Raw genomic sequence first — 18,497 nt, 5'->3', positions numbered from 1 at the left:
CACCGGATGACCTTGCATGAGGTCCGCCGCAGATGTCTGTACTAGCCTTACGCGTTCTCTTCAGTTTTTTAATGACTCTGTGATCGTGTCGTAACGGCGATTTTTTTGTGCTGCTCGCTTCGGCGGCCAGCGCTTTTTTGATGTGGGGGCGTTTCCTTGGCAGTCAGTAATCTGGATATGCACGCGTTATTCGTGCTGGGTGATTTGCGCGCTAAGTTGGTCAAGCAGTTTCAATCTCGGTTTGTCTACATCACTGAACAGACGCCGGAAGGTATTTATATCGCCGAGATCGATACCGAAACGGCGCTGGTCGTGGATGACAAGCCACGTCTGGAACTCAAAGTGGGCGACCATTTTCGCGCCTCGGTGTTGCCCAGCCGCGAGGGTGGCAAGTTCGAATTGAGGTTTCGCGATATCAAGTTGACCGTGTACGGCCTCGGCGACTATGCCTTTGTGCCATCGAACGAAGGCCAGGGTATCGTGTTCAAGGAAGGCCACAGCGTGATGCTGGTATTCGCCGCCCATGAGCAATTGCAAGAAGGGTTGACCAAAACCCTGAAGGCCGTGACGGGCAAAGCCGCCAAATGGCGCAAGGGCGAGCTGGTGACCTTCAAGGCCAGCGAGTAGGTACTGAACACGTTGTGCCTCTTTGTCTTTTGGAACCTCTACTACAGTTGAGTTGACTTAACTATTCAGAGGCTTCGCGCATTCGCAGCAAAGCCGTTCGCCATGACTGCGAAAACGCGAGGTGCAAAAGCATGAAAGGATTGAAGTCACTGTTGGCGGCGGGCCTGACAACCCTGAGTCTGTCATTGCCGGTATCGGCTGCCCAGGCACCGGTGCATTTTGCCGACCTGAACTGGGAAAGCGGCAGCCTGATCACAGAAGTCCTGCGTTTTATCGTCGAGAAGGGTTATGACCTGCCCACCGACACCTTGCCGGGCACCACCATCACCCTGGAAACCGCCCTGGCCAAGAATGATATCCAGGTGATCGGCGAGGAGTGGGCAGGCCGCAGCCCGGTGTGGGTCAAGGCTGAAGCCGAAGGCAAGGTGGCGGGCCTGGGCGATATCGTCAAAGGCGCCACCGAAGGGTGGTGGGTGCCGGAATACGTGGTCAAGGGTGACCCGTCAAAAGGGCTCAAACCCCTGGCGCCGGACCTCAAAAGCGTACAGGACCTGGCGCGTTACAAGGACGTGTTCAAAGACCCTGAATCCCCGGGCAAGGGGCGCTTTCTCAACAGTCCCATCGGCTGGACGTCCGAAGTGGTCAACAAACAGAAGCTCAAGGCTTATGGCCTGGACGATAGCTACGTGAACTTCCGCAGCGGGTCGGGCGCAGCGCTGGATGCGGAGATTGCCTCGTCGATTCGCCGGGGCAAACCCGTACTGTTCTACTACTGGTCGCCGACCCCGTTGATGGGGCGCTACAAATTGATCCAGCTGCAAGAGCCGCCGTTTGATGCAGACGCGTGGAAGACCCTGACCGATGCCGACAACCCGAACCCGAAGCCGACACGCTCGTTGGCGTCCAAGTTGAGCATTGGCGTATCGACGCCGTTCCAGCAGGAACATCCACACATTGCCGAGTTCTTCGAGAAGGTCGAGTTTCCCATCGAGCCGCTTAACAAAGCCTTGGCGACGATGAGCGAGCGTCACACGCCTCCTAGGGAAGTGGCCCAGGCGTTTCTCAAGGAACACCCACAGGTGTGGAAGGCCTGGTTGACGGACGATGTGGCGCAGAAGGTCGAGGCAAGCCTCAAGTAAGCGCCAGAGGTGCTGCTGATTGGAGATTAAAATGTGGGAGCGGGCTTGCTCGCGAATGCAGTGTGTCAGTGACAGATCAATTGCCTGACACACCGCTTTCGCGAGCAAGCCCGCTCCCACATTTTTGATTGTATTGCGGGTTTAGAATCGAGTTTGTACAGCCAGCTCAAAGGTCCTCGGTGACCCCAGATAATACGCCGGCGACACATGGGCAAACTCGGCATACACCTCGTTGGTCAGGTTACGCACGCGCCCGGTGACCGAGGTGTTCGCATCCAGCTTATAGCGCAGGAACGTGCCGAACAGCGTATACGCTGGCACGGTCTGGGTGTTGGCATTGTCTGCATACACCTGGGCGACGTAGCGCGCATCCACGCCACCTTGCCAGTCCTCGGCAAAGTCGTAGGTCAGCCACAGGTTGCCCACGCGCTTGGGCACGTTGGTTGGCGTATTGCCCTTGCGTGACACTACGGCGCCGCTGGCGGTTTTTTCGTTGAACTCATCATACTGCGCGTCTACCCAGGCGAAGTTGCCTTCGGCCAATAGCCTCGGCGTGATGCGCAACGAGCTGGCCAGTTCAATGCCCTTGGACGACTGCGCGCCCACCGGGATGCTGTTGGTCGGGTCCAGCGGGTCGGTGACGGCAAAGTCCTTGCGTTCGATCTTGTAGGCCGCGACCGTGGCGGAGCCCCGACCTTCCAGGTAATCGAACTTGCTGCCGATTTCCCATTGCTTGCCGGTGGACACGTCGAACACTTGGGTGGTGGTATTGGGCTGTTCGACGGCGGTGCTGTATTGCACATAGACGTTGGCGGACGGGATGAACTGATAGGTCAGGCCCACCCGGCCCGTTACCGGTTCCCAACTGCGCTTGAAGTGCCGCGGGTTGGTGGCGGTGAGGGTGCGGTGGTTGGTCACGTCCAGGTCGATAGCGTCATAACGTAGACCGGTCAGCAGCGAGAGCTTATCCGTCAGTCCCAGACGGTTTTCCACGAACAGTGCCTTGGTGGTTACCTGGTTGGTTTTGTCCTTGACGAAACCTGGCTGGGTACCGGGAATATCATAGAAGTGCCCTGGGTCGTAGTGGTTCGGGTCCACGCTACTTTTGCCCGGCACGTTCAAGGGGCTGTTGGTGGTGCTGTTGACCTTGTACTCAAAACCGCCAGACCAGGTGGTGGCAAGGCCGAACACGCTCGTGTCATGGCGCAATTCGAACTGGTTGCCGTTCTGCTCGCCCTGATGCCGCACCTGATAGGCCGTTGAGCGGTTCACCGCGCTGTTGTCGGCGTTGTACTGATAGGTCTCCAGGTTGCGATAGTCGCGCTGGCTGTCGAGGTGGTAGAGGGTATTTTTCAGCGTGGTGCTGTCGTTGATCCGGTAGTCGATGATCGACCGTGCCCAGATCGTGCGTTGCTCATAACGACCGTCGGCGACGTTGTAGTTATTGAAGCGGTTGTGCTTGTCGATCTTCAGTTCACCGGCCTTGGGGTTGAGCACCGGCGTGCCCCAATACGGGCTGTCTTCATGTTCGTCCTGATATTCCAAGGCCAGGGTGTGGGACAGGTTCGGGGTGAGGTCGCTGAGCAGGGAAAACGCCACGCTCCAGGCATCGCGCTGGTCGCGGTCGATGTAGCTGTGGTTGGTGTTGCGGCTCACATCCAGGCGGGCGTAGTGCTGCACCTCGGCGCCGGGTTCGGTCAGCGCATGGTTGAGGCCGAACGCCATACCGGCGGTGTCGTAGCTGCCATAGCTCAGTTGGCCTTCGACGGCTTGTTCCTCGCGGGTTGCCAGCTTGGTCACGTAGTTCAGCGAGCCACCCACGGAGCCTGCGCCGTTGATCAAGGAGGAGGGGCCGCCCACCAGTTCGACGCGGTCGTAGATCCACGCATCCACCGGCCGCGCCAGGCCGGTGGCGACATTGATGCCGTTGAACATCTGGGTGATCTGGCTGCTGGTAAACCCTCGGTACGAGACAAACCCGCCAAACCCAGGCGGTGCGCTGGCGTTGACGCCAGGCAGGGTATTGGCCGCATCGCGGAAGGTCTTGGCGCCGTGGCGCTCGATATCGTTGCGGTTGGCGATGGCCACCGACGCCGGGGTTTCCCGCACGCTCAGGCCCAGGCGCGAGGCCATGCCGCTGGATTGGTCCAGGGCCAGGCCTGGCTCGGCACTTTGTTCGCCATCAATGGTGGTCGGCGCCAGTTCAAGGGCCGAGGCGCAAACAGGCAGGCAGCCGAACAGGCCCGCCAACAGGGGTAAATGTTTCATGGTTGAATCCTGAAAACTTGGCTCGAAAACAACGCACAGCTACCCGTACTCCTTACGGCAACGGGGCAATGCAGATCAGAAAGCGCAGGGATCAGGCGAAGGCGGGTGGCGCGCGCGGATTAGCCGCAGGCCAGGTGAAGCGGGCAGGAATGTCAGCGGCAAGCACCACCGCAGCAGGCGGCGCATGGGGTTGTGGCAGTACCGCCACATTCAGGTGGGAGTTGAGCGCCGGGCCCATGCCGCCGGTAGAACACAGCGGGCAACCAAATGCCTTCGACAGCGTGGGCAGGTTCTCGTCCGTCGAGTTGCTGGGCAGCGGCGCCTGGGTGCGTGGGTCGACCGTGCAGAACTGGCCGCTGATGCCGTTGAGCTGCATCCCCACCATCTGCCCATGACCAATGCTGCAGGCGAACACATTGAACAGGACGCAGCAGTAGAGCATCCAGGCAATGAGCGAGCGGTCGGCACGGGCGAGTTTCATGGGGCGGCACTTTATCATCAGCGACCGACGAAATGCCTGCAAAAAATCTCAGGGCGACTATCCTCATTCGCACATTTTTGTGGAGCGCCGACCATGAGCTTTGTGATTGCGCGGTGGATCGTCGGGGTATTTACCTTCATCAGCATGGTGCATTTGTATTGGGCTGCGGGTGGCAAGCTCGGCAGCCTGGCCGCTATCCCGCAACTGCCTGGAGAGTTTGCCAGCGGGCCAAGGCCGGCGTTCAAACCGTCGGCGCTGGGCACCTTCCTGGTCGCGATGGGGCTGGTGGCGATTGCCTTGCTCGTGTGCCTTCGCGCCGGGCTGTATTTCTCGCCGGTGTCCCATGGGGCGTTGCAGTGGGGCATCAGTGCGATTGCCGTGCTGATGTTTGCCCGGGCGATCGGGGATTCGGAGCTGGTGGGTTTTTTCAAAAAGGTCGGCGGGTCGAGGTTTGCTCGCCTGGATACCTATTTCTATTCGCCGTTGTGCCTGGTGTTGGGCGCAGGCTTGTTGGTAGTCGCCTGGACCTGAGCCCACAGATACCTGGCTGACACCGCTCAATCCAAATGTGGGAGCTGGCTTGCCTGCGATGCAGACACCTCGGTCTATCACCCTTCGCAGCGATGCGGCGACCCGACAAGCCAGCTCCCACCTTCAACCGCGTTCGACAGGTAACCCCGAGCGCCACCAAGCCTCGCTGGCCGCCATTTGATTCACCTCCAAGTATTTCCCAGACAAAAACACACCCCCGGTTTTATAGCGCTTGACCTTCCCAGTATGGCAAGCCGGATAAAAACCCCACGTGTCGATTGTCTTGAAAATTCCAAGGAGGGTGAACGATGTACACCAAACCAGTCAGCCTGATTGCCGGGGCGTTGGCCGTAGCGTTAACGCTGGGCGGATGCTCGGACAAAGCGCCGCCAGCCGCAGCCGCCCAACCACCCGGCGTGCCGGTGGCCCAAGTGGTGGCGCGTGCGGTAACGCCGTTTGTGGAGTACACCGGTTCGTTGACCGCCATCGACCAGGTTCAATTGCGCCCGCGAGTCAGTGGCTATCTGCAAAGTGTCAGCGTGCCCGAAGGCCAGTTCGTGGCCAAGGGCAGCCCGTTGTTTGTGATCGATCCGCGCATGTTTCAGGCGGCAGTGAACGCCGCCAAGGCGCGTTTGCGTGAGGCCGAGGCCAATGCATCACTGGCCCAGGCCGAGCATGGCCGCGCCGAGCAGTTGTACGCCAAGAAGGTGGTGGCACGTGATCGCCTCGACACCGCCATTGCCTCGTTGAATGCCGGCAGGGCCCAGGTCGAGGCGGCCAGGGCTGCGCTGGATACGGCCCAGCTGGACCTGAGTTACACCCGCGTCACCGCGCCTATCAGCGGGCGCATCGACCGCGCATTGGTGACGGAAGGCAACTATGTCACCCGTGGGGAAACACCCCTGACCACAATTGTCTCCATCGACCCCTTGCATGTGTACTTCGACGTGGACGAACGCACCTACCTGCATTCGTTGGCTGCGACGCGGCAGCACGCCGGGTCCAAGGGCGAAAACGCCGCCAAGGTCATGGTGGCAATGCTCAACGATACGACCTATGCACGGGCCGGGCGCGTGGACTTTCTGGCCAACTCGGCCGACCGCAAGACCGGCACGGTGCGCGTGCGTGCGGTGGTGGCGAACCCGGATGGGCGCTTGACGCCGGGGCTGTTTGCCAAAGTCAAGCTGGACACTGGCGCGGCGCAACCCCGGGTGTTGATTGCCGACCATTCCATCGGCACCGACCAGGGCCGCCGTTATGTGCTGGTAGTGGGTGAGGGTGAAAAGACCGAGTACCGCCCGGTCGAACTGGGCCCGGTGGTTGACGGCCTGCGGGTCATCGAACAGGGCCTGCAACCGGGCGAGCGCATTGTCGTCAAAGGCCTGGTGCGCCCCGGCATGCAGGTAACGCCACTGGCTGCCAGTATCGAGGGCAAGCCGCTTGAGACGCCGCTGGCGGTGGGGGGCGTGCAATGAGCTTCCCACGCTTTTTCATTGACCGACCGATCTTCGCCATCGTCCTGTCGGTGTTGATGATGATCGGCGGCATCGTGGCCTTCTTCCATCTACCGTTGAGCGAATACCCGGCCGTCACGCCGCCCACGGTGCAAGTGACGGCGTCGTATCCGGGGGCCAACCCGCAGGTGATTGCCGAGACGGTGGCGGCGCCGCTGGAACAGGTGATCACCGGGGTTGAGGGCATGCTTTACATGACCTCGCAGTCGGCCACCGATGGCCGCATGATCCTGACCGCGACCTTCGCCCAGGGCACCAACGCGGACATGGCCCAGATCCAGGTGCAGAACCGTGTGTCGCGAGCTTTGCCGCGCTTGCCCGAAGAGGTGCAGCGCCTGGGCGTGGTCACGCAGAAAACCTCGCCGGACATCCTCATGGTGGTCCACCTGCTGTCCCCGGACCAACGTTATGACCCGCTCTACATCTCCAACTATGCCTACCTGCAGGTGCGCGATGAGTTGTCGCGGCTGCCGGGGATCAACGATGTGCTGGTGTGGGGCGCCGGTGAATACAGCATGCGGCTGTGGCTCGACCCGGACCTGATCGCTGCCCGTGGCTTGACCGCCGGCGATGTGATTGCTGCCGTGCGCGAGCAGAACGTGCAAGTGGCGGCGGGCTCGGTCGGCCAGTCGCCGGATTCCACTGCGGCCTTCCAAGTCACGGTCAATACCCTGGGGCGCTTGACGGACGAAGAGCAGTTTGGCGACATCATCATTCGCACCGGCGATAACGGCCAGGTCACGCGTTTGCGCGATGTGGCCCGTATCGAGATGGGCGCCGATGCCTACGCGCTGCGCAGCCTGTTGGACGGCGAGCCGGCGGTGGCCTTGCAGATCATCCAGAGCCCGGGGGCCAACGCCCTCGATGTGGCGCAGTCGGTGCGCGACACCATGCAGCGCCTGCAAACCAACTTCCCCGAAGGGCTGGTGTCGCGGATTGCCTATGACCCCACCGTGTTTGTACGCGCTTCCCTGGAGTCGGTGGCCATCACGCTGATGGAAGCGATCCTGCTGGTGGTGATCGTGGTGGTGGTGTTCCTGCGCAACTGGCGCGCGTCGCTGATCCCCTTGATGGCCGTGCCGGTGTCGATCATCGGCACCTTTGCGGTCATGCACCTGATGGGCTTCTCCCTCAACACCTTGTCGCTGTTCGGCCTGGTGCTGTCGATTGGCATCGTGGTCGACGATGCCATCGTGGTGGTGGAGAACGTCGAGCGGCATATCGAGAACGGCGAGGAGCCGATGCAGGCTGCGCGCCGGGCCATGGGCGAGGTCACCGGCCCTATCATTGCGATCACCTCGGTACTGGCGGCCGTGTTCATTCCCACTGCGTTTCTCAGTGGCCTGCAAGGTGAGTTCTATCGGCAGTTTGCGCTGACCATCGCGATTTCCACCATCCTCTCGGCGGTCAACTCCTTGACCCTCAGCCCGGCCCTGGCCGGCCTGTTGCTGCGGCCCCGGCATACCGCTGTGGCGCCTGACCCACGCAGCCTGCGCGGTCGCGCCACGCGGCTGCTGGAGGTGCTGGGCCGGCCGTTCCAGCGTGCGCCGCAAGCCTATGGCAATACCGTGCGCAAGGTCGTCGGCCGTCGCGGCGTGGCGCTGTTGGCCTACGGCGGTTTGCTCGCGTTGACCTGGTTTGGCTTCAACGCGGTACCGGCCGGCTTCGTGCCGATGCAAGACAAGTACTACCTGGTCGGCATCGCCCAACTGCCGAACGCGGCCTCGTTGGAGCGTACCGATGCGGTGGTGCGGCAAATGTCGAAAATCGCCTTGGACGAGCCGGGGGTCGAGAGTGTGGTGGCGTTCCCAGGGTTGTCGGTCAACGGTTTCGTCAACGTCCCGAACGCGGCGGTGATGTTCGTGATGCTTGATCCGTTCAAAGAGCGCACCTCGCCAGACATGGCAGCGGTCGCTATCGCCGGGCGCCTGCAAGCCAAGTTTGCGAGCATCCCCGACGGCTTCCTCGGGGTATTCCCACCGCCGCCGGTACCGGGGCTCGGGGTGACCGGGGGATTCAAGTTGCAGGTCGAAGACCGTGGCGGCGTCGGGCTTGAGGCACTGGTGCAGCAGACCCAGGTACTGATGACCAAAGCCACCGAGTCAGGCCAGGTGGCCGGGTTGATGACCAGCCTGGACGTCAATGCGCCGCAACTGAATGTCGACATCGACCGCACCCAGGTCAAGAGCCAGGGCGTGCGCCTGGCGGATGTATTCGAGTCGCTGCAGGTCTATCTGGGGTCGCTGTATGTCAACGACTTCAACCGGTTTGGCCGCACCTACAAAGTCACGGCCCAGGCCGATGCAGACCACCGCATGCAGGCCGAAGCCATTGGCCGTCTGCAGGTGCGCAACGCCGCTGGAGACATGCTGCCGTTGTCGGCGTTTGTCACGGTCACGCCGAGCTCGGGGCCTGACCGGCTGATTCACTACAACGGCTATCCGTCGGCGGATATCTCTGGCGGCGCGATGCCAGGGGTCAGTTCCGGGCAGGCGGTTGCGCTCATGGAGCGTCTGGCCCAGGAGGTACTGCCCGAGGGCGTGACCTATGAATGGACAGACCTGACCTACCAGCAAAAGCTCGCCGGGTCATCGGCCCTGTTTATTTTCCCGCTGTGTGTGTTGCTGGCTTATTTGATCCTCGCCGCGCAGTACAACAGTTGGCTGCTGCCGTTGGCGGTGTTGCTGATCGTGCCCATGTGCCTGCTCAGCGCAATCCTCGGCGTGTGGCTGGTAGACGGCGACAACAACGTGTTCGTGCAGATCGGCTTGGTGGTGCTGGTGGGCCTGGCGGCGAAGAACGCCATCTTGATTGTCGAGTTCGCCCGCAGCCTCGAAGCTGAAGGCGCCAGCCCATTGGAGGCGGTGATCCACGCGTGTCAATTGCGCCTGCGGCCTATTTTGATGACGTCCCTGGCGTTTATCGCCGGCGTAGTCCCGCTGGTGTTTGCCAGTGGCGCCGGTGCCGAGATGCGCCATGCCATGGGGGTTGCGGTGTTTGCCGGGATGTTGGGCGTGACGCTGTTCGGCCTGTTCCTCACGCCGGTGTTTTATGTGGTGATGCGCAGCCTGGCGCTGCGCGTGCAGCGCCAGGGGGCGAGCCCGAAGGTGCAGCTAAAGGAGAGCGCATCATGAAACAGGCGTATCCAGCGTTTGTGTTGTCGTTGACCCTGCTGGCCGGTTGCGGTTCGGTGGGGCCGGACTATTCCGCGCCGGTGCTGCCCGCTGCGCAACGGGCGACGAGCTTTGGCGCGCCCATCGCCGGGCTTGGTCCGGGCGAGGTGGAGGTGCAGTGGTGGCAGGTGTTCGACGAACCGGCACTGAGCCAGTTGATCCAACAGGCACTGGCGGCCAACCACGACATCGGCATCGCCGCCGCACGCCTGGACGAAGCCAAGGCGCTGCTGCGTGAAAGCCGCCAAGGCTTCCTGCCGAGCGGCGGCGCCGCCCTGGGCTACGAGCACCGCAAGCGCAGCGAGGTCCAGACCCCGTTCGGCGAGCAGCGCTCCATTGAAACCACCCGCGCGGCGGTGGATGCGGCCTGGGAAATCGACTTGTTTGGCCGCGTGCGTCGCTCGGTGGAGGCGGCCCAGGCCCAGGCGGGATCGCGTCAGGCGTTATTGCGCAACGTGCAAGCGAGCGTCGCAGCGACTGTCGCGGTCACCTGGTTTGACCTGCAAGGCATCGAAGCTGAGCAGGCCGTGGTTGCGGATATCAGCCAGAGCCAACGCGACAGCCTGGGCCTGGTGGGGCAGATGGTCAGCGTCGGCGCCGCCACCGAATTCGACCGGCTGCGCGCCGAGGCCTTGTTGCGCAATGTGGAGGCGGTAGCGCCTGACCTGGAGCGACGTCGCGCCAGGGCAACCAACGCGCTGGCGGTGCTGCTGGGGCAAGCGCCTCAAGGGTTCAAGCCACCGCAGGCCCGGCCTGGGCGTGAAACCTTGAACCTGCGCACGCTGCAGGTGGGAGACCCAGCTGGCTTGCTGGCGCGCCGCGCCGACATCGCCGCGGCCGAACGCACGCTGGCGGCTGCGACCGCGCAGATTGGCGTGGAAACCGCTGGCTTGTATCCGGACATTCAGGTGCAAGGTTCCATCGGTCTACTGGCCGGAAGCCTCAGCGCCCTGGACGATGCGGGCATGCAGTCGAACTTTATCGCCCCGGTGATTCGCTGGTCGCTGCTGGACACTGGGCGCGTACGTGCGCGGATTGCCGCCAGCGAGGCGCGCACCCAGGCGGCCTTGATCGCTTATGACCAGACCGTGTTGCGGGCCCTGCAGGAAACCGATGATGCGTTCCAGGCCAACCGCGCGGCCGGCAACACCCTGGGCTTGCGGCTGCTGGAGGCGGCCGCCAATCGTGAGGCCGCCAGCTTTGCGCGCGAGCGGTTTGCGCAAGGCGAGGGCGTGTACCTGGATGTGCTTGAGGCCGAACGTGCCGACTTCACCAGCCGCCGCGCATTGACCGCAGCGCGCACGGAACAGCGTTTGGCGGTGGTTGGGATCTATAAGGCGCTGGGGGGGGGCTGGGAGATCTGCGAGCGGGCGGGGCAGGCGTGTAGCGGGGCTGCTGCTGTGTTGCGGTAACGGTTAGGTATCAAATATACGACGGTGGGCTTGTGGGAGCGGGCTTGCTCGCGATGGCGGTGTGTCAGTCACTGAATCTTTAACTGAACCACCGCTTTCGCAGGCAAGCCAGCTCCCACATTGGTTATGTATTGCCCACAAAATCAACGCCTGGCACAGATCCCCTGTGGGAGCGGGCTTGCTCGCGAAGGCGGTGTGTCAGTCAATAATTCTTCAACTGAACCACCGCTATCGCAGGCAAGCCAGCTCCCACATTGGTCATGCATTGCCCACAAAATCAGCGCCTGGCACAGATCCCGTGTGGGAGCGGGCTTGCTCGCGAAGGCGGTTTGTCAGTCACTGAATCTGCGACTGAACCACCGCTTTCGCAGGCAAGCCAGCTCCCACATTGGTCATGCATTGCCCACAGAACCAACGCTTGGCACAGATCCCGTGTGGGAGCGGGCTTGCTCGCGAAGGCGGTGTGTCAGTCACTGAATCTGCGACTGAACCACCGCTTTCGCAGGCAAGCCAGCTCCCACATTGGTTATGTATTGCCCACAAAATCAGCGCCTGGCACAGACCTTGTGTGCCCCCGATGGCAGCCTGACAGCCGAACAGCATGTTGGATCAGACAGCCTATACATCAGTCTCACTACCCCGTTGCGTAGTTCCTCGATTTACTGGTTACGTGTGACTCGCCAAACAGTATTGGCCAAGTCGTCAGCAATGATCAGCGCGCCTTTGGGGTCCACGGTCACTCCAACCGGGCGGCCACGGGTTTTGCCGTCGTCGCCGCGAAAGCCGGTGGCAAAGTCGATGGGCTCGCCCGCCGGTTTGCCGTTGCTGAACGGTACGAAGATCACTTTGTAGCCCACTGGGTTGTCACGGTTCCAACTGCCGTGCTCGCCGACAAACACGCCGTCAGCGAATTTTTCACCCAGGGCGGGGATGGAGAAATCCACGCCCAACGCGGCCACGTGGGAACCCAGGCTGTAATCGGGCTTGATCGCCGCGGCCACCTTGGCCGGGTTTTGCGGTTGTGCGCGGGGGTCGACGTTCTGGCCCCAGTAGCTGTAGGGCCAGCCGTAGAAGGCACCTTCACGCACCGACGTCAGGTAGTCCGGCACCAGGTCGGGGCCCAGTTCATCGCGCTCGTTGACCACCGTCCACAGTTGCCCGGAGCCCGGTTGGATGGTCAGCGCCGTCGGGTTGCGCAGGCCCGTGGCGTAGGGTTTGTGTGCACCGGTGGCCGCGTCGATCTGCCAGACCATTGCGCGGTCGATCTCCACTTCCATGCCGCGTTCGGTGACGTTGCTGTTGGAACCGATGCCCACATACAGCTGACGCCCGTCCTCACTCACGGCCAACGATTTGGTCCAGTGATGGTTGATCTGCGCCGGCAGATCGGTAACTTTGACCGGTGGCGCGCTCGCCTTGGTCTGACCCTCGGCGTAATCAAAGCGCACCAGTGAGTCCTGGTTGGCCACGTACAGTTTGCCGTCGGCGAATGCCAGCCCGTAGGGAGCGTTGAGGTTGTCGGCAAATACCGTCTTGAGTTCATAGGTGCCGTCACCGTCGGCGTCACGCAGCAGCGTAAGGCGGTTGCCGCCCTTGACCTGGGTGTTGCCCTGGGCCTTGATCACACTGGCGATCACGTCCTTGGGCTTGAGCTTGGCCGCGCTGCCGCCACGGCCTTCGGCCACCAGGATATCGCCGTTGGGCAGCACCAGTGTCTGGCGCGGGATCGCCAGGTCAGTGGCGATGGCGGTCACGCTGTAGCCTTCGGGCACCTTGGGCTTTTGCTCGCCCCACGGCGTGGGCTCGGCAATCTTCATGCTCGGCAACAGGCTGCTTTGTTGCTCGGGCAGTTTGGGGTCAGGGCCGCGCGCCTGGGTCTTGTCACCTTCGCCGCCACAGGCACTCAGCAACAGGGCGGCGCTGAGCAGGGTCAGTGTGTTGAGTGGTTTCATCGGGCAGCTCCTGAGCGCAGGTTGGTCAAGCCGATCCAGGTGGCGACAATCGCCAGCACGGTGACGATCGCCGACAGCACCAAGCCGGTGGGCATCATGGCGTAGGCGTCTTTTGCATGCTGGAAGGCATTGACCAACCCAAGCAGCCAAGTGCCCAGCAACAGCAGGAAGTACGCCACCGGGCGCCCGCCCTTGTGTTCGGCACGCACCAGGTTGACCAGCGCAAACAGCAGGGCAAAACCACAGAACACCAAGGCTCCTGCGATCAGCCAGGAGGCGAAATTGGCCCATTGAATCTGGTAGGTCTGGCCGTAGGCGATATCACTGAGCAAGGCCCCGAGAAACAACGGGACGGTGCCGGCGAGCAAAGTCCCGTGCAACGGCCCGGGCCTGACGACGGGATAAGTGGGGAGGGTAGTCATGTCGGTGGCGGCTCCTTATCGTTCTGCACCCTGGACTCAGGGCGCGCTGACTTCGCATAGGAAAGGAGCATGGCGCTTGTAAGAAAGTTCACTGGGAGGGCGTGTCGAGGTGTGTTTCGATCCGGCGTTCCCCTGCATATGCATAGGTATCTACACAATTTTGGTGCGACGCTGAACCTGTGGCGAGGGAGCTTGCTCCCGTGACGGCCAGCCAGCCGACATCTATCTACCTGACACCCCACCATCCAACTGTGGGAGCTGGCTTGCCTGCGAAGGCGGCCTGGCAGTCAACACAGTGGGCCGGGTACATATCCGTTATTTAGGTAACGGCCACCTAGGGTTCCGCCCTGACGGCGGCTCACTTTTGAAAAGCGCAAAAGTAAGCAAAACGCTCTTGCCCCACCACTCGGCACCTCGCCTTGGCTCGGTGTGCCCGTAATCCGCCAGTGATTTGGGGGGCCGCCGCCACGCGCCATCCATGGCGCGGGGCGGCTAAACCGGCATCCCTGCCGGTTTACCCCCCAAATCACTGTCGAATTACGGCCAGCGTGGTTTGACGGGGCGCCTGAGATCAAAAGCAGATCAAGAGCAGATCAAGAGCAGATCAAGAGCGGCTCGCTTCGCATCGTGGTTACCGTTCGTGCCTACAGCCCACAAAGTTATGTAGATACGTTTACCACAGCGGCTATATGACTCATCCTTCCTGGCCCGATATGAGGAATCGCGTTATGCCCACTCTGCATCTGCTCTGCGGCAAGATCGCATCGTGAACACCCAAAAACCTGCAGGCATTGATGTCGACGGCTATATCCTCACCGTTGCCGATGGGCCTATACAACCCGAGTTCCAGCCCCTGCTGATGGACATCTGCGCTACCTTGTCCCGGCCTGAACTGGGGCTGCACGGGATTTACCTGTATGGCAGCATCGCACGGGGCGAAGGTGAGATCGGCATTTCTGATCTTGACCTTTCCCTGATACTGGTCGAGCCACCGGATGCGCCCGTGCTTGAACAATTGGAGTCGGCCCGACTCGCGTTGGAGCTACGGCATCCCCAAGTCACCAAGATCGACTTTGATATCGGCCACCGCGCCCAGGTGTTGGCGCCCGAGAACCGAAACCGTTGGGGCTTCTGGCTCAAACATCATTGCCGCTGTCTCTGGGGCGAAGACCTGTCGCTGCACTTCGAACCGTTTCGCCCGTCTCGCGCCATCGCCCTGGCGGTCAACGGCGATTTTGAACAGGCGCTCACGGGGTATCTGGTAGGTATCGAACAGGCCAGCACTGAGCACGTACGCCATCGCTTGCAGCGGGAAGCATCGCGGGCTTTGATCCGCGCCACCCACACCCTGCGAGCGCAAGATGCGCAAACCTGGCCGCAAACCCTGGAAGACTACGTCGGGCTGTTTGTTCAGCATTACCCGACCATGCGCGTGCAAATCGCCTACTTCCTGTTTGAGGCACGCAACCCGAGCGCAGAGGGCGAGGCATTCACGACACGCCTGCGGGCTTTTTTGAGCTGGATGAATTCGGCAGTCATAGAAAGGAATCAAGCTGATGCGTGAACGCAAAGCCGCACGATTACTGGTCATAAACCCTGCACAGCAAGTGTTGCTGTTTCGCTTCGTGCACAAAGCAGGTGCCTTGGCTGGCCAGGATTACTGGGCCACGCCGGGCGGTGGCGTTGAGGCCGGGGAGACCTTTCACAGCGCCGCGATTCGTGAGTTGCGCGAAGAGACTGGGATCACGGTGAGCAGCGTCGGGGAATGTGTAGCAGAGCGCAACGTGACCTTGATGCTACCCTGCGGCGAAACGGTGCTGGCGGTTGAGCGGTACTTCGTTGTGCATGCATCCAGCGACGCGTTATCCAGGGCCGAGTGGACGGAGCAGGAGGCCCAGGTGATGGCGGACCATCGCTGGTGGTCGGCAGAGGCGCTGCGCGCAACGAGCGATACGGTATGGCCGCAGGCGTTATCGCAAATGCTTGAGGATGCCGGGGTGTTTTAACCGCTCAGGCCTGCAAGCGGCCGCCACCGTGAGTTTGCCCTGATGCATGTCTGCTTTGTTAATGACTGGTCAGGATTTCACGCGTCTGGAACACCCTGGCATAGTCCATCGCCAAGTTACTCAGCGACAACGCATGCACATCTTCAGCGACCCACAGCCGCCCCGACAGGTCGGTTTGATCGAAGGTAAAACACGCATCCGCCGCCACGATCACGTCGAACCCCAGGTTGCCTCCCGAGCGTGCGGTGGATTCCACTGAGTTGTTGGTGATGACGCCAACGATCACCAACTGCTGGATCGAGCGCATGTGCAGCCATCGCTCCAGGCCCGTGGCGCTGAATGCATCCGGTACATTTTTTTCCACCACATGTTCGTGGGCCAGGGGTTGCAACGCCTCCTGGAACTCGCAGCCAGGTTGGCCTGGCCGGAACACCGAAGTGTCAGAGCGGGAGATATGCCGCACATGAATGATCGGGCGTTGTGCCTGGCGCCACGCATTGAGCAAGTGCTGTATGTGCAGCTCAGCGTCTGGGTTGTTGCGGCGCCCAAGGGTGGGATCGGCCATGCCTTTTTGCATATCGATGATCAACAGTGCGGCGTTCGTCGCTATCGGTTCCATGACCTGTCCTGGCAGAGGTGAACATTATCTAGCTAGTTGGAAGTTAGCACCGATCGGCAGCCGATACGCAAAACCCTGAGACTTCCCGGCGAAACGCTTCATAATGGCGGCCAATTTGTTTAGCTCGTTATTCTGGTGTGCCCGCATGGAAATTAAGGTCAACTTTCTCGACAACCTTCGGCTTGAAGCCAAGTTCGATGACTTCACGGTCATTGCCGACCAGCCCATTCGCTACAAGGGCGATGGGTCGGCACCGGGGCCATTCGACTACTTCCTGGCTTCGTCGGCGTTGTGTGCGGCGTACTTTGTGAAGTTGTACTGCCAGACGCGCAATATTCCCACCGAGAATATTCGCCTGTCGCAGAACAACATCGTCGACCCGGAAAACCGATACAACCAGATTTTCAAGATCCAGGTCGAGTTGCCCGCGGACATCTCCGACAAGGACCGCCAAGGCATCCTGCGTTCCATCGACCGCTGCACCGTGAAGAAGGTGGTGCAGGCCGGGCCGGAATTCGTGATTGAGGAAGTCGAGAACCTCGACGCCGATGCCCAGGCGCTGTTGATGCCCAATTCCACGTCCGAGGCGGGCACCTACATTGCCGGCAAGGACCTGCCGCTGGAGCAGACCATCGCCAACATGTCGGCGATTCTCGCCGGCCTGGGCATGAAGATCGAGATCGCTTCGTGGCGCAATATCGTGCCCAACGTGTGGTCGCTGCATATCCGCGACGCCCATTCGCCGATGTGCTTTACCAACGGCAAGGGCGCGACAAAAGAAGGCGCGCTGGCGTCGGCGCTGGGCGAGTTCATCGAGCGCCTGAACTGTAACTTTTTCTACAACGACCAGTTCTGGGGCGAGGATCTGGCCAACGCGCCGTTCGTGCATTACCCGGACGAGCGTTGGTTCCAGCCGGGCCCCAACGATGAGCTGCCGAGTGAAATCCTCGATGCCTACTGCCTGAAAGTCTACAACCGCGACGGCGAGCTGCGCGGTTCGCACCTGTTCGACACCAACTCCGGCAACGAGGCCCGTGGGATTGTCTCGCTGCCGTTCGTGCGCCAGTCCGATGGCGAGGTGGTGTATTTCCCGTCCAACCTGATCGAAAACCTCTACCTGAGCAACGGCATGAGCGCTGGCAACACCTTGGCCGAAGCCCAGGTGCAGTGCCTGTCGGAGATTTTCGAGCGGGCGGTGAAGCGCGAAATCATCGAAGGCGAATTTGCGCTGCCGGACGTACCGGCCGACGTGCTGGCCAAGTACCCGGGCATCCTGGCGGGCATCGAAGGCCTGGAGGCCCAGGGCTTTCCGGTGCTGGTCAAGGATGCGTCCCTGGGCGGTGAGTTCCCGGTGATGTGCGTGACCTTGATGAACCCGCGCACCGGTGGCGTGTTCGCTTCGTTCGGCGCGCACCCCAGCCTGGAAGTGGCGCTGGAACGCAGCCTCACCGAGCTGCTGCAAGGCCGCAGCTTCGAAGGCTTGAACGACCTGCCGCAGCCGACCTTCGAAGGCCAGGCGGTCACCGAGCCGAACAACTTCGTCGAGCACTTTATCGATTCCAGCGGCGTAGTGTCGTGGCGCTTCTTCAGTGCCCAGTCCGATTATGAATTCGTCGAGTGGGACTTCTCTGGCCAGGGCGAAGACTCCAACGCCCAGGAAGCCGCCACGCTGTTCGGCATCCTCGAAGGCATGGGCAAAGAGTCGTACATGGCGGTGTATGAACACCTGGGCGCTACCGCCTGCCGGATCCTGGTGCCGGATTACTCGGAAATCTACCCGGTGGACGACCTGATCTGGGACAACACCAACAAGGCGCTGTTTTTCCGCGAAGACATCCTTAACCTGCACCGCCTCAACGAGGAAGAGTTGCAGGCGTTGGTTGAGCGCCTGATAGAAAGCGAGCTGGACGACTACACCGATATCACCACGCTGATCGGCATCGAGTTCGATGACAACACGGCGTGGGGCCAACTGACCATCCTGGAGCTCAAGCTGCTGATCTTCCTGGCCTTGCAGCAGTATGAAGAGGCCAAGGAGTGCGTGGAGATGTTCCTGCAGTACAACGACAACACGGTTGAGCGCGGCCTGTTTTACCAGGCGATGAACGCGGTGCTGGAGATGGAGTTGGATGACGACTTGGAACTGGCTGACTACGAGGCCAACTTCCGGCGCATGTTCGGTAATGAGCGCATGGACGCGGTGATCGGTTCGGTCAACGGCAGCGTGCGGTTTTACGGGCTGACGCCCACCAGCATGAAGCTGGAAGGCTTGGACCGGCATTTGCGCCTGATTGACAGCTACAAGAAGCTGCATGCGGCGCGGGCCAATATCACCCAAGGCTGAACTTTGTAG

General features: G+C 61.4%; 14 protein-coding genes. 9 read left to right on the top strand and 5 right to left on the bottom strand.

Annotated elements, in window-relative coordinates; genetic code table 11:
* The first annotated feature begins 177 nt into the window (after nt 1-177).
* Nucleotides 178-627 (top strand): hypothetical protein, encoded by a 450-nt coding sequence (locus N2A98_RS13950; protein WP_275623612.1) that lies wholly within the window; start codon nt 178-180, stop codon nt 625-627.
* A 131-nt stretch (nt 628-758) separates the two neighbouring features.
* Complete coding sequence (locus N2A98_RS13945; protein WP_044274079.1) at nt 759-1,766, top strand: ABC transporter substrate-binding protein; 1,008 nt, start codon at nt 759-761, stop codon at nt 1,764-1,766.
* 141 nt (nt 1,767-1,907) lie between these two features.
* Here the strand turns inward: N2A98_RS13945 and N2A98_RS13940 are convergent, their stop codons facing one another.
* Together N2A98_RS13940 and N2A98_RS13935 are read right to left on the bottom strand one after the other, a co-directional pair.
* Nucleotides 1,908-4,034: a TonB-dependent receptor gene (locus N2A98_RS13940; protein ID WP_275622154.1), complete on the bottom strand. Its 2,127-nt coding sequence runs from the start codon at nt 4,032-4,034 to the stop codon at nt 1,908-1,910.
* 91 nt (nt 4,035-4,125) lie between these two features.
* Nucleotides 4,126-4,515, bottom strand: a complete 390-nt coding sequence (locus N2A98_RS13935) for a DUF2946 domain-containing protein (RefSeq protein WP_044274076.1) — start codon at nt 4,513-4,515, stop codon at nt 4,126-4,128.
* A 93-nt stretch (nt 4,516-4,608) separates the two neighbouring features.
* On the opposite strand from N2A98_RS13935, the gene N2A98_RS13930 reads away from it, so the two are divergent.
* The 4 genes from N2A98_RS13930 to N2A98_RS13915 all read left to right on the top strand — a co-directional run bounded on the left by N2A98_RS13930 (nt 4,609) and on the right by N2A98_RS13915 (nt 11,145).
* Nucleotides 4,609-5,046, top strand: coding sequence for a DUF3995 domain-containing protein (locus N2A98_RS13930; protein WP_014718756.1), 438 nt, complete (start codon nt 4,609-4,611; stop codon nt 5,044-5,046).
* Between the two features lie 308 nt (nt 5,047-5,354).
* The gene (locus tag N2A98_RS13925; RefSeq protein ID WP_078467543.1) at nt 5,355-6,521 is read left to right on the top strand and encodes an efflux RND transporter periplasmic adaptor subunit; all 1,167 of its coding nucleotides are present in this window, start codon (nt 5,355-5,357) and stop codon (nt 6,519-6,521) included.
* Complete coding sequence (locus N2A98_RS13920) at nt 6,518-9,694, top strand: efflux RND transporter permease subunit (RefSeq protein WP_275622153.1); 3,177 nt, start codon at nt 6,518-6,520, stop codon at nt 9,692-9,694. Before N2A98_RS13925 ends, N2A98_RS13920 begins: the two co-directional genes overlap by 4 nt.
* Entirely contained in the window at nt 9,691-11,145 is a 1,455-nt protein-coding gene (locus N2A98_RS13915) for an efflux transporter outer membrane subunit (protein WP_275622152.1), read from the top strand. The genes N2A98_RS13920 and N2A98_RS13915 overlap by 4 nt, the downstream gene beginning before the upstream one ends.
* Before the next feature lie 659 nt (nt 11,146-11,804).
* Here the strand turns inward: N2A98_RS13915 and N2A98_RS13910 are convergent.
* Nucleotides 11,805-13,097, bottom strand: coding sequence for a sorbosone dehydrogenase family protein (locus N2A98_RS13910; protein WP_275622151.1), 1,293 nt, complete (start codon nt 13,095-13,097; stop codon nt 11,805-11,807).
* Entirely contained in the window at nt 13,094-13,519 is a 426-nt protein-coding gene (locus N2A98_RS13905; protein WP_044274068.1) for a DUF2231 domain-containing protein, read from the bottom strand. The genes N2A98_RS13910 and N2A98_RS13905 overlap by 4 nt, the downstream gene beginning before the upstream one ends.
* Before the next feature lie 766 nt (nt 13,520-14,285).
* Here N2A98_RS13905 and N2A98_RS13900 point away from each other — a divergent pair.
* Both N2A98_RS13900 and N2A98_RS13895 read left to right on the top strand, forming a co-directional pair.
* On the top strand, nt 14,286-15,083 hold the full coding sequence (locus N2A98_RS13900; RefSeq protein WP_275622150.1) for a nucleotidyltransferase domain-containing protein: 798 nt from the start codon (nt 14,286-14,288) through the stop codon (nt 15,081-15,083).
* Entirely contained in the window at nt 15,076-15,525 is a 450-nt protein-coding gene (locus N2A98_RS13895; protein WP_275622149.1) for an NUDIX domain-containing protein, read from the top strand. The genes N2A98_RS13900 and N2A98_RS13895 overlap by 8 nt, the downstream gene beginning before the upstream one ends.
* Nucleotides 15,526-15,583: 58 nt before the next feature.
* Here the strand turns inward: N2A98_RS13895 and N2A98_RS13890 are convergent, their stop codons facing one another.
* The gene (locus N2A98_RS13890) at nt 15,584-16,144 is read right to left on the bottom strand and encodes a cysteine hydrolase family protein (protein WP_275622148.1); all 561 of its coding nucleotides are present in this window, start codon (nt 16,142-16,144) and stop codon (nt 15,584-15,586) included.
* A 145-nt stretch (nt 16,145-16,289) separates the two neighbouring features.
* On the opposite strand from N2A98_RS13890, the gene N2A98_RS13885 reads away from it, so the two are divergent.
* Nucleotides 16,290-18,488 carry an OsmC domain/YcaO domain-containing protein gene (locus tag N2A98_RS13885; RefSeq protein ID WP_275622147.1) on the top strand — a complete coding sequence of 733 codons (2,199 nt, stop codon included), beginning with the start codon at nt 16,290-16,292 and terminating at the stop codon, nt 18,486-18,488.
* The last annotated feature ends 9 nt before the right edge of the window (nt 18,489-18,497 follow it).

It is taken from the genome of Pseudomonas sp. FJ2-5-13 (assembly GCF_029201605.1).
GTDB lineage: Bacteria > Pseudomonadota > Gammaproteobacteria > Pseudomonadales > Pseudomonadaceae > Aquipseudomonas > Aquipseudomonas lactis.
The sequence above is the reverse complement of the archived record's forward strand: the minus strand, read 5'-3'. Positions and strand labels throughout refer to the sequence as shown.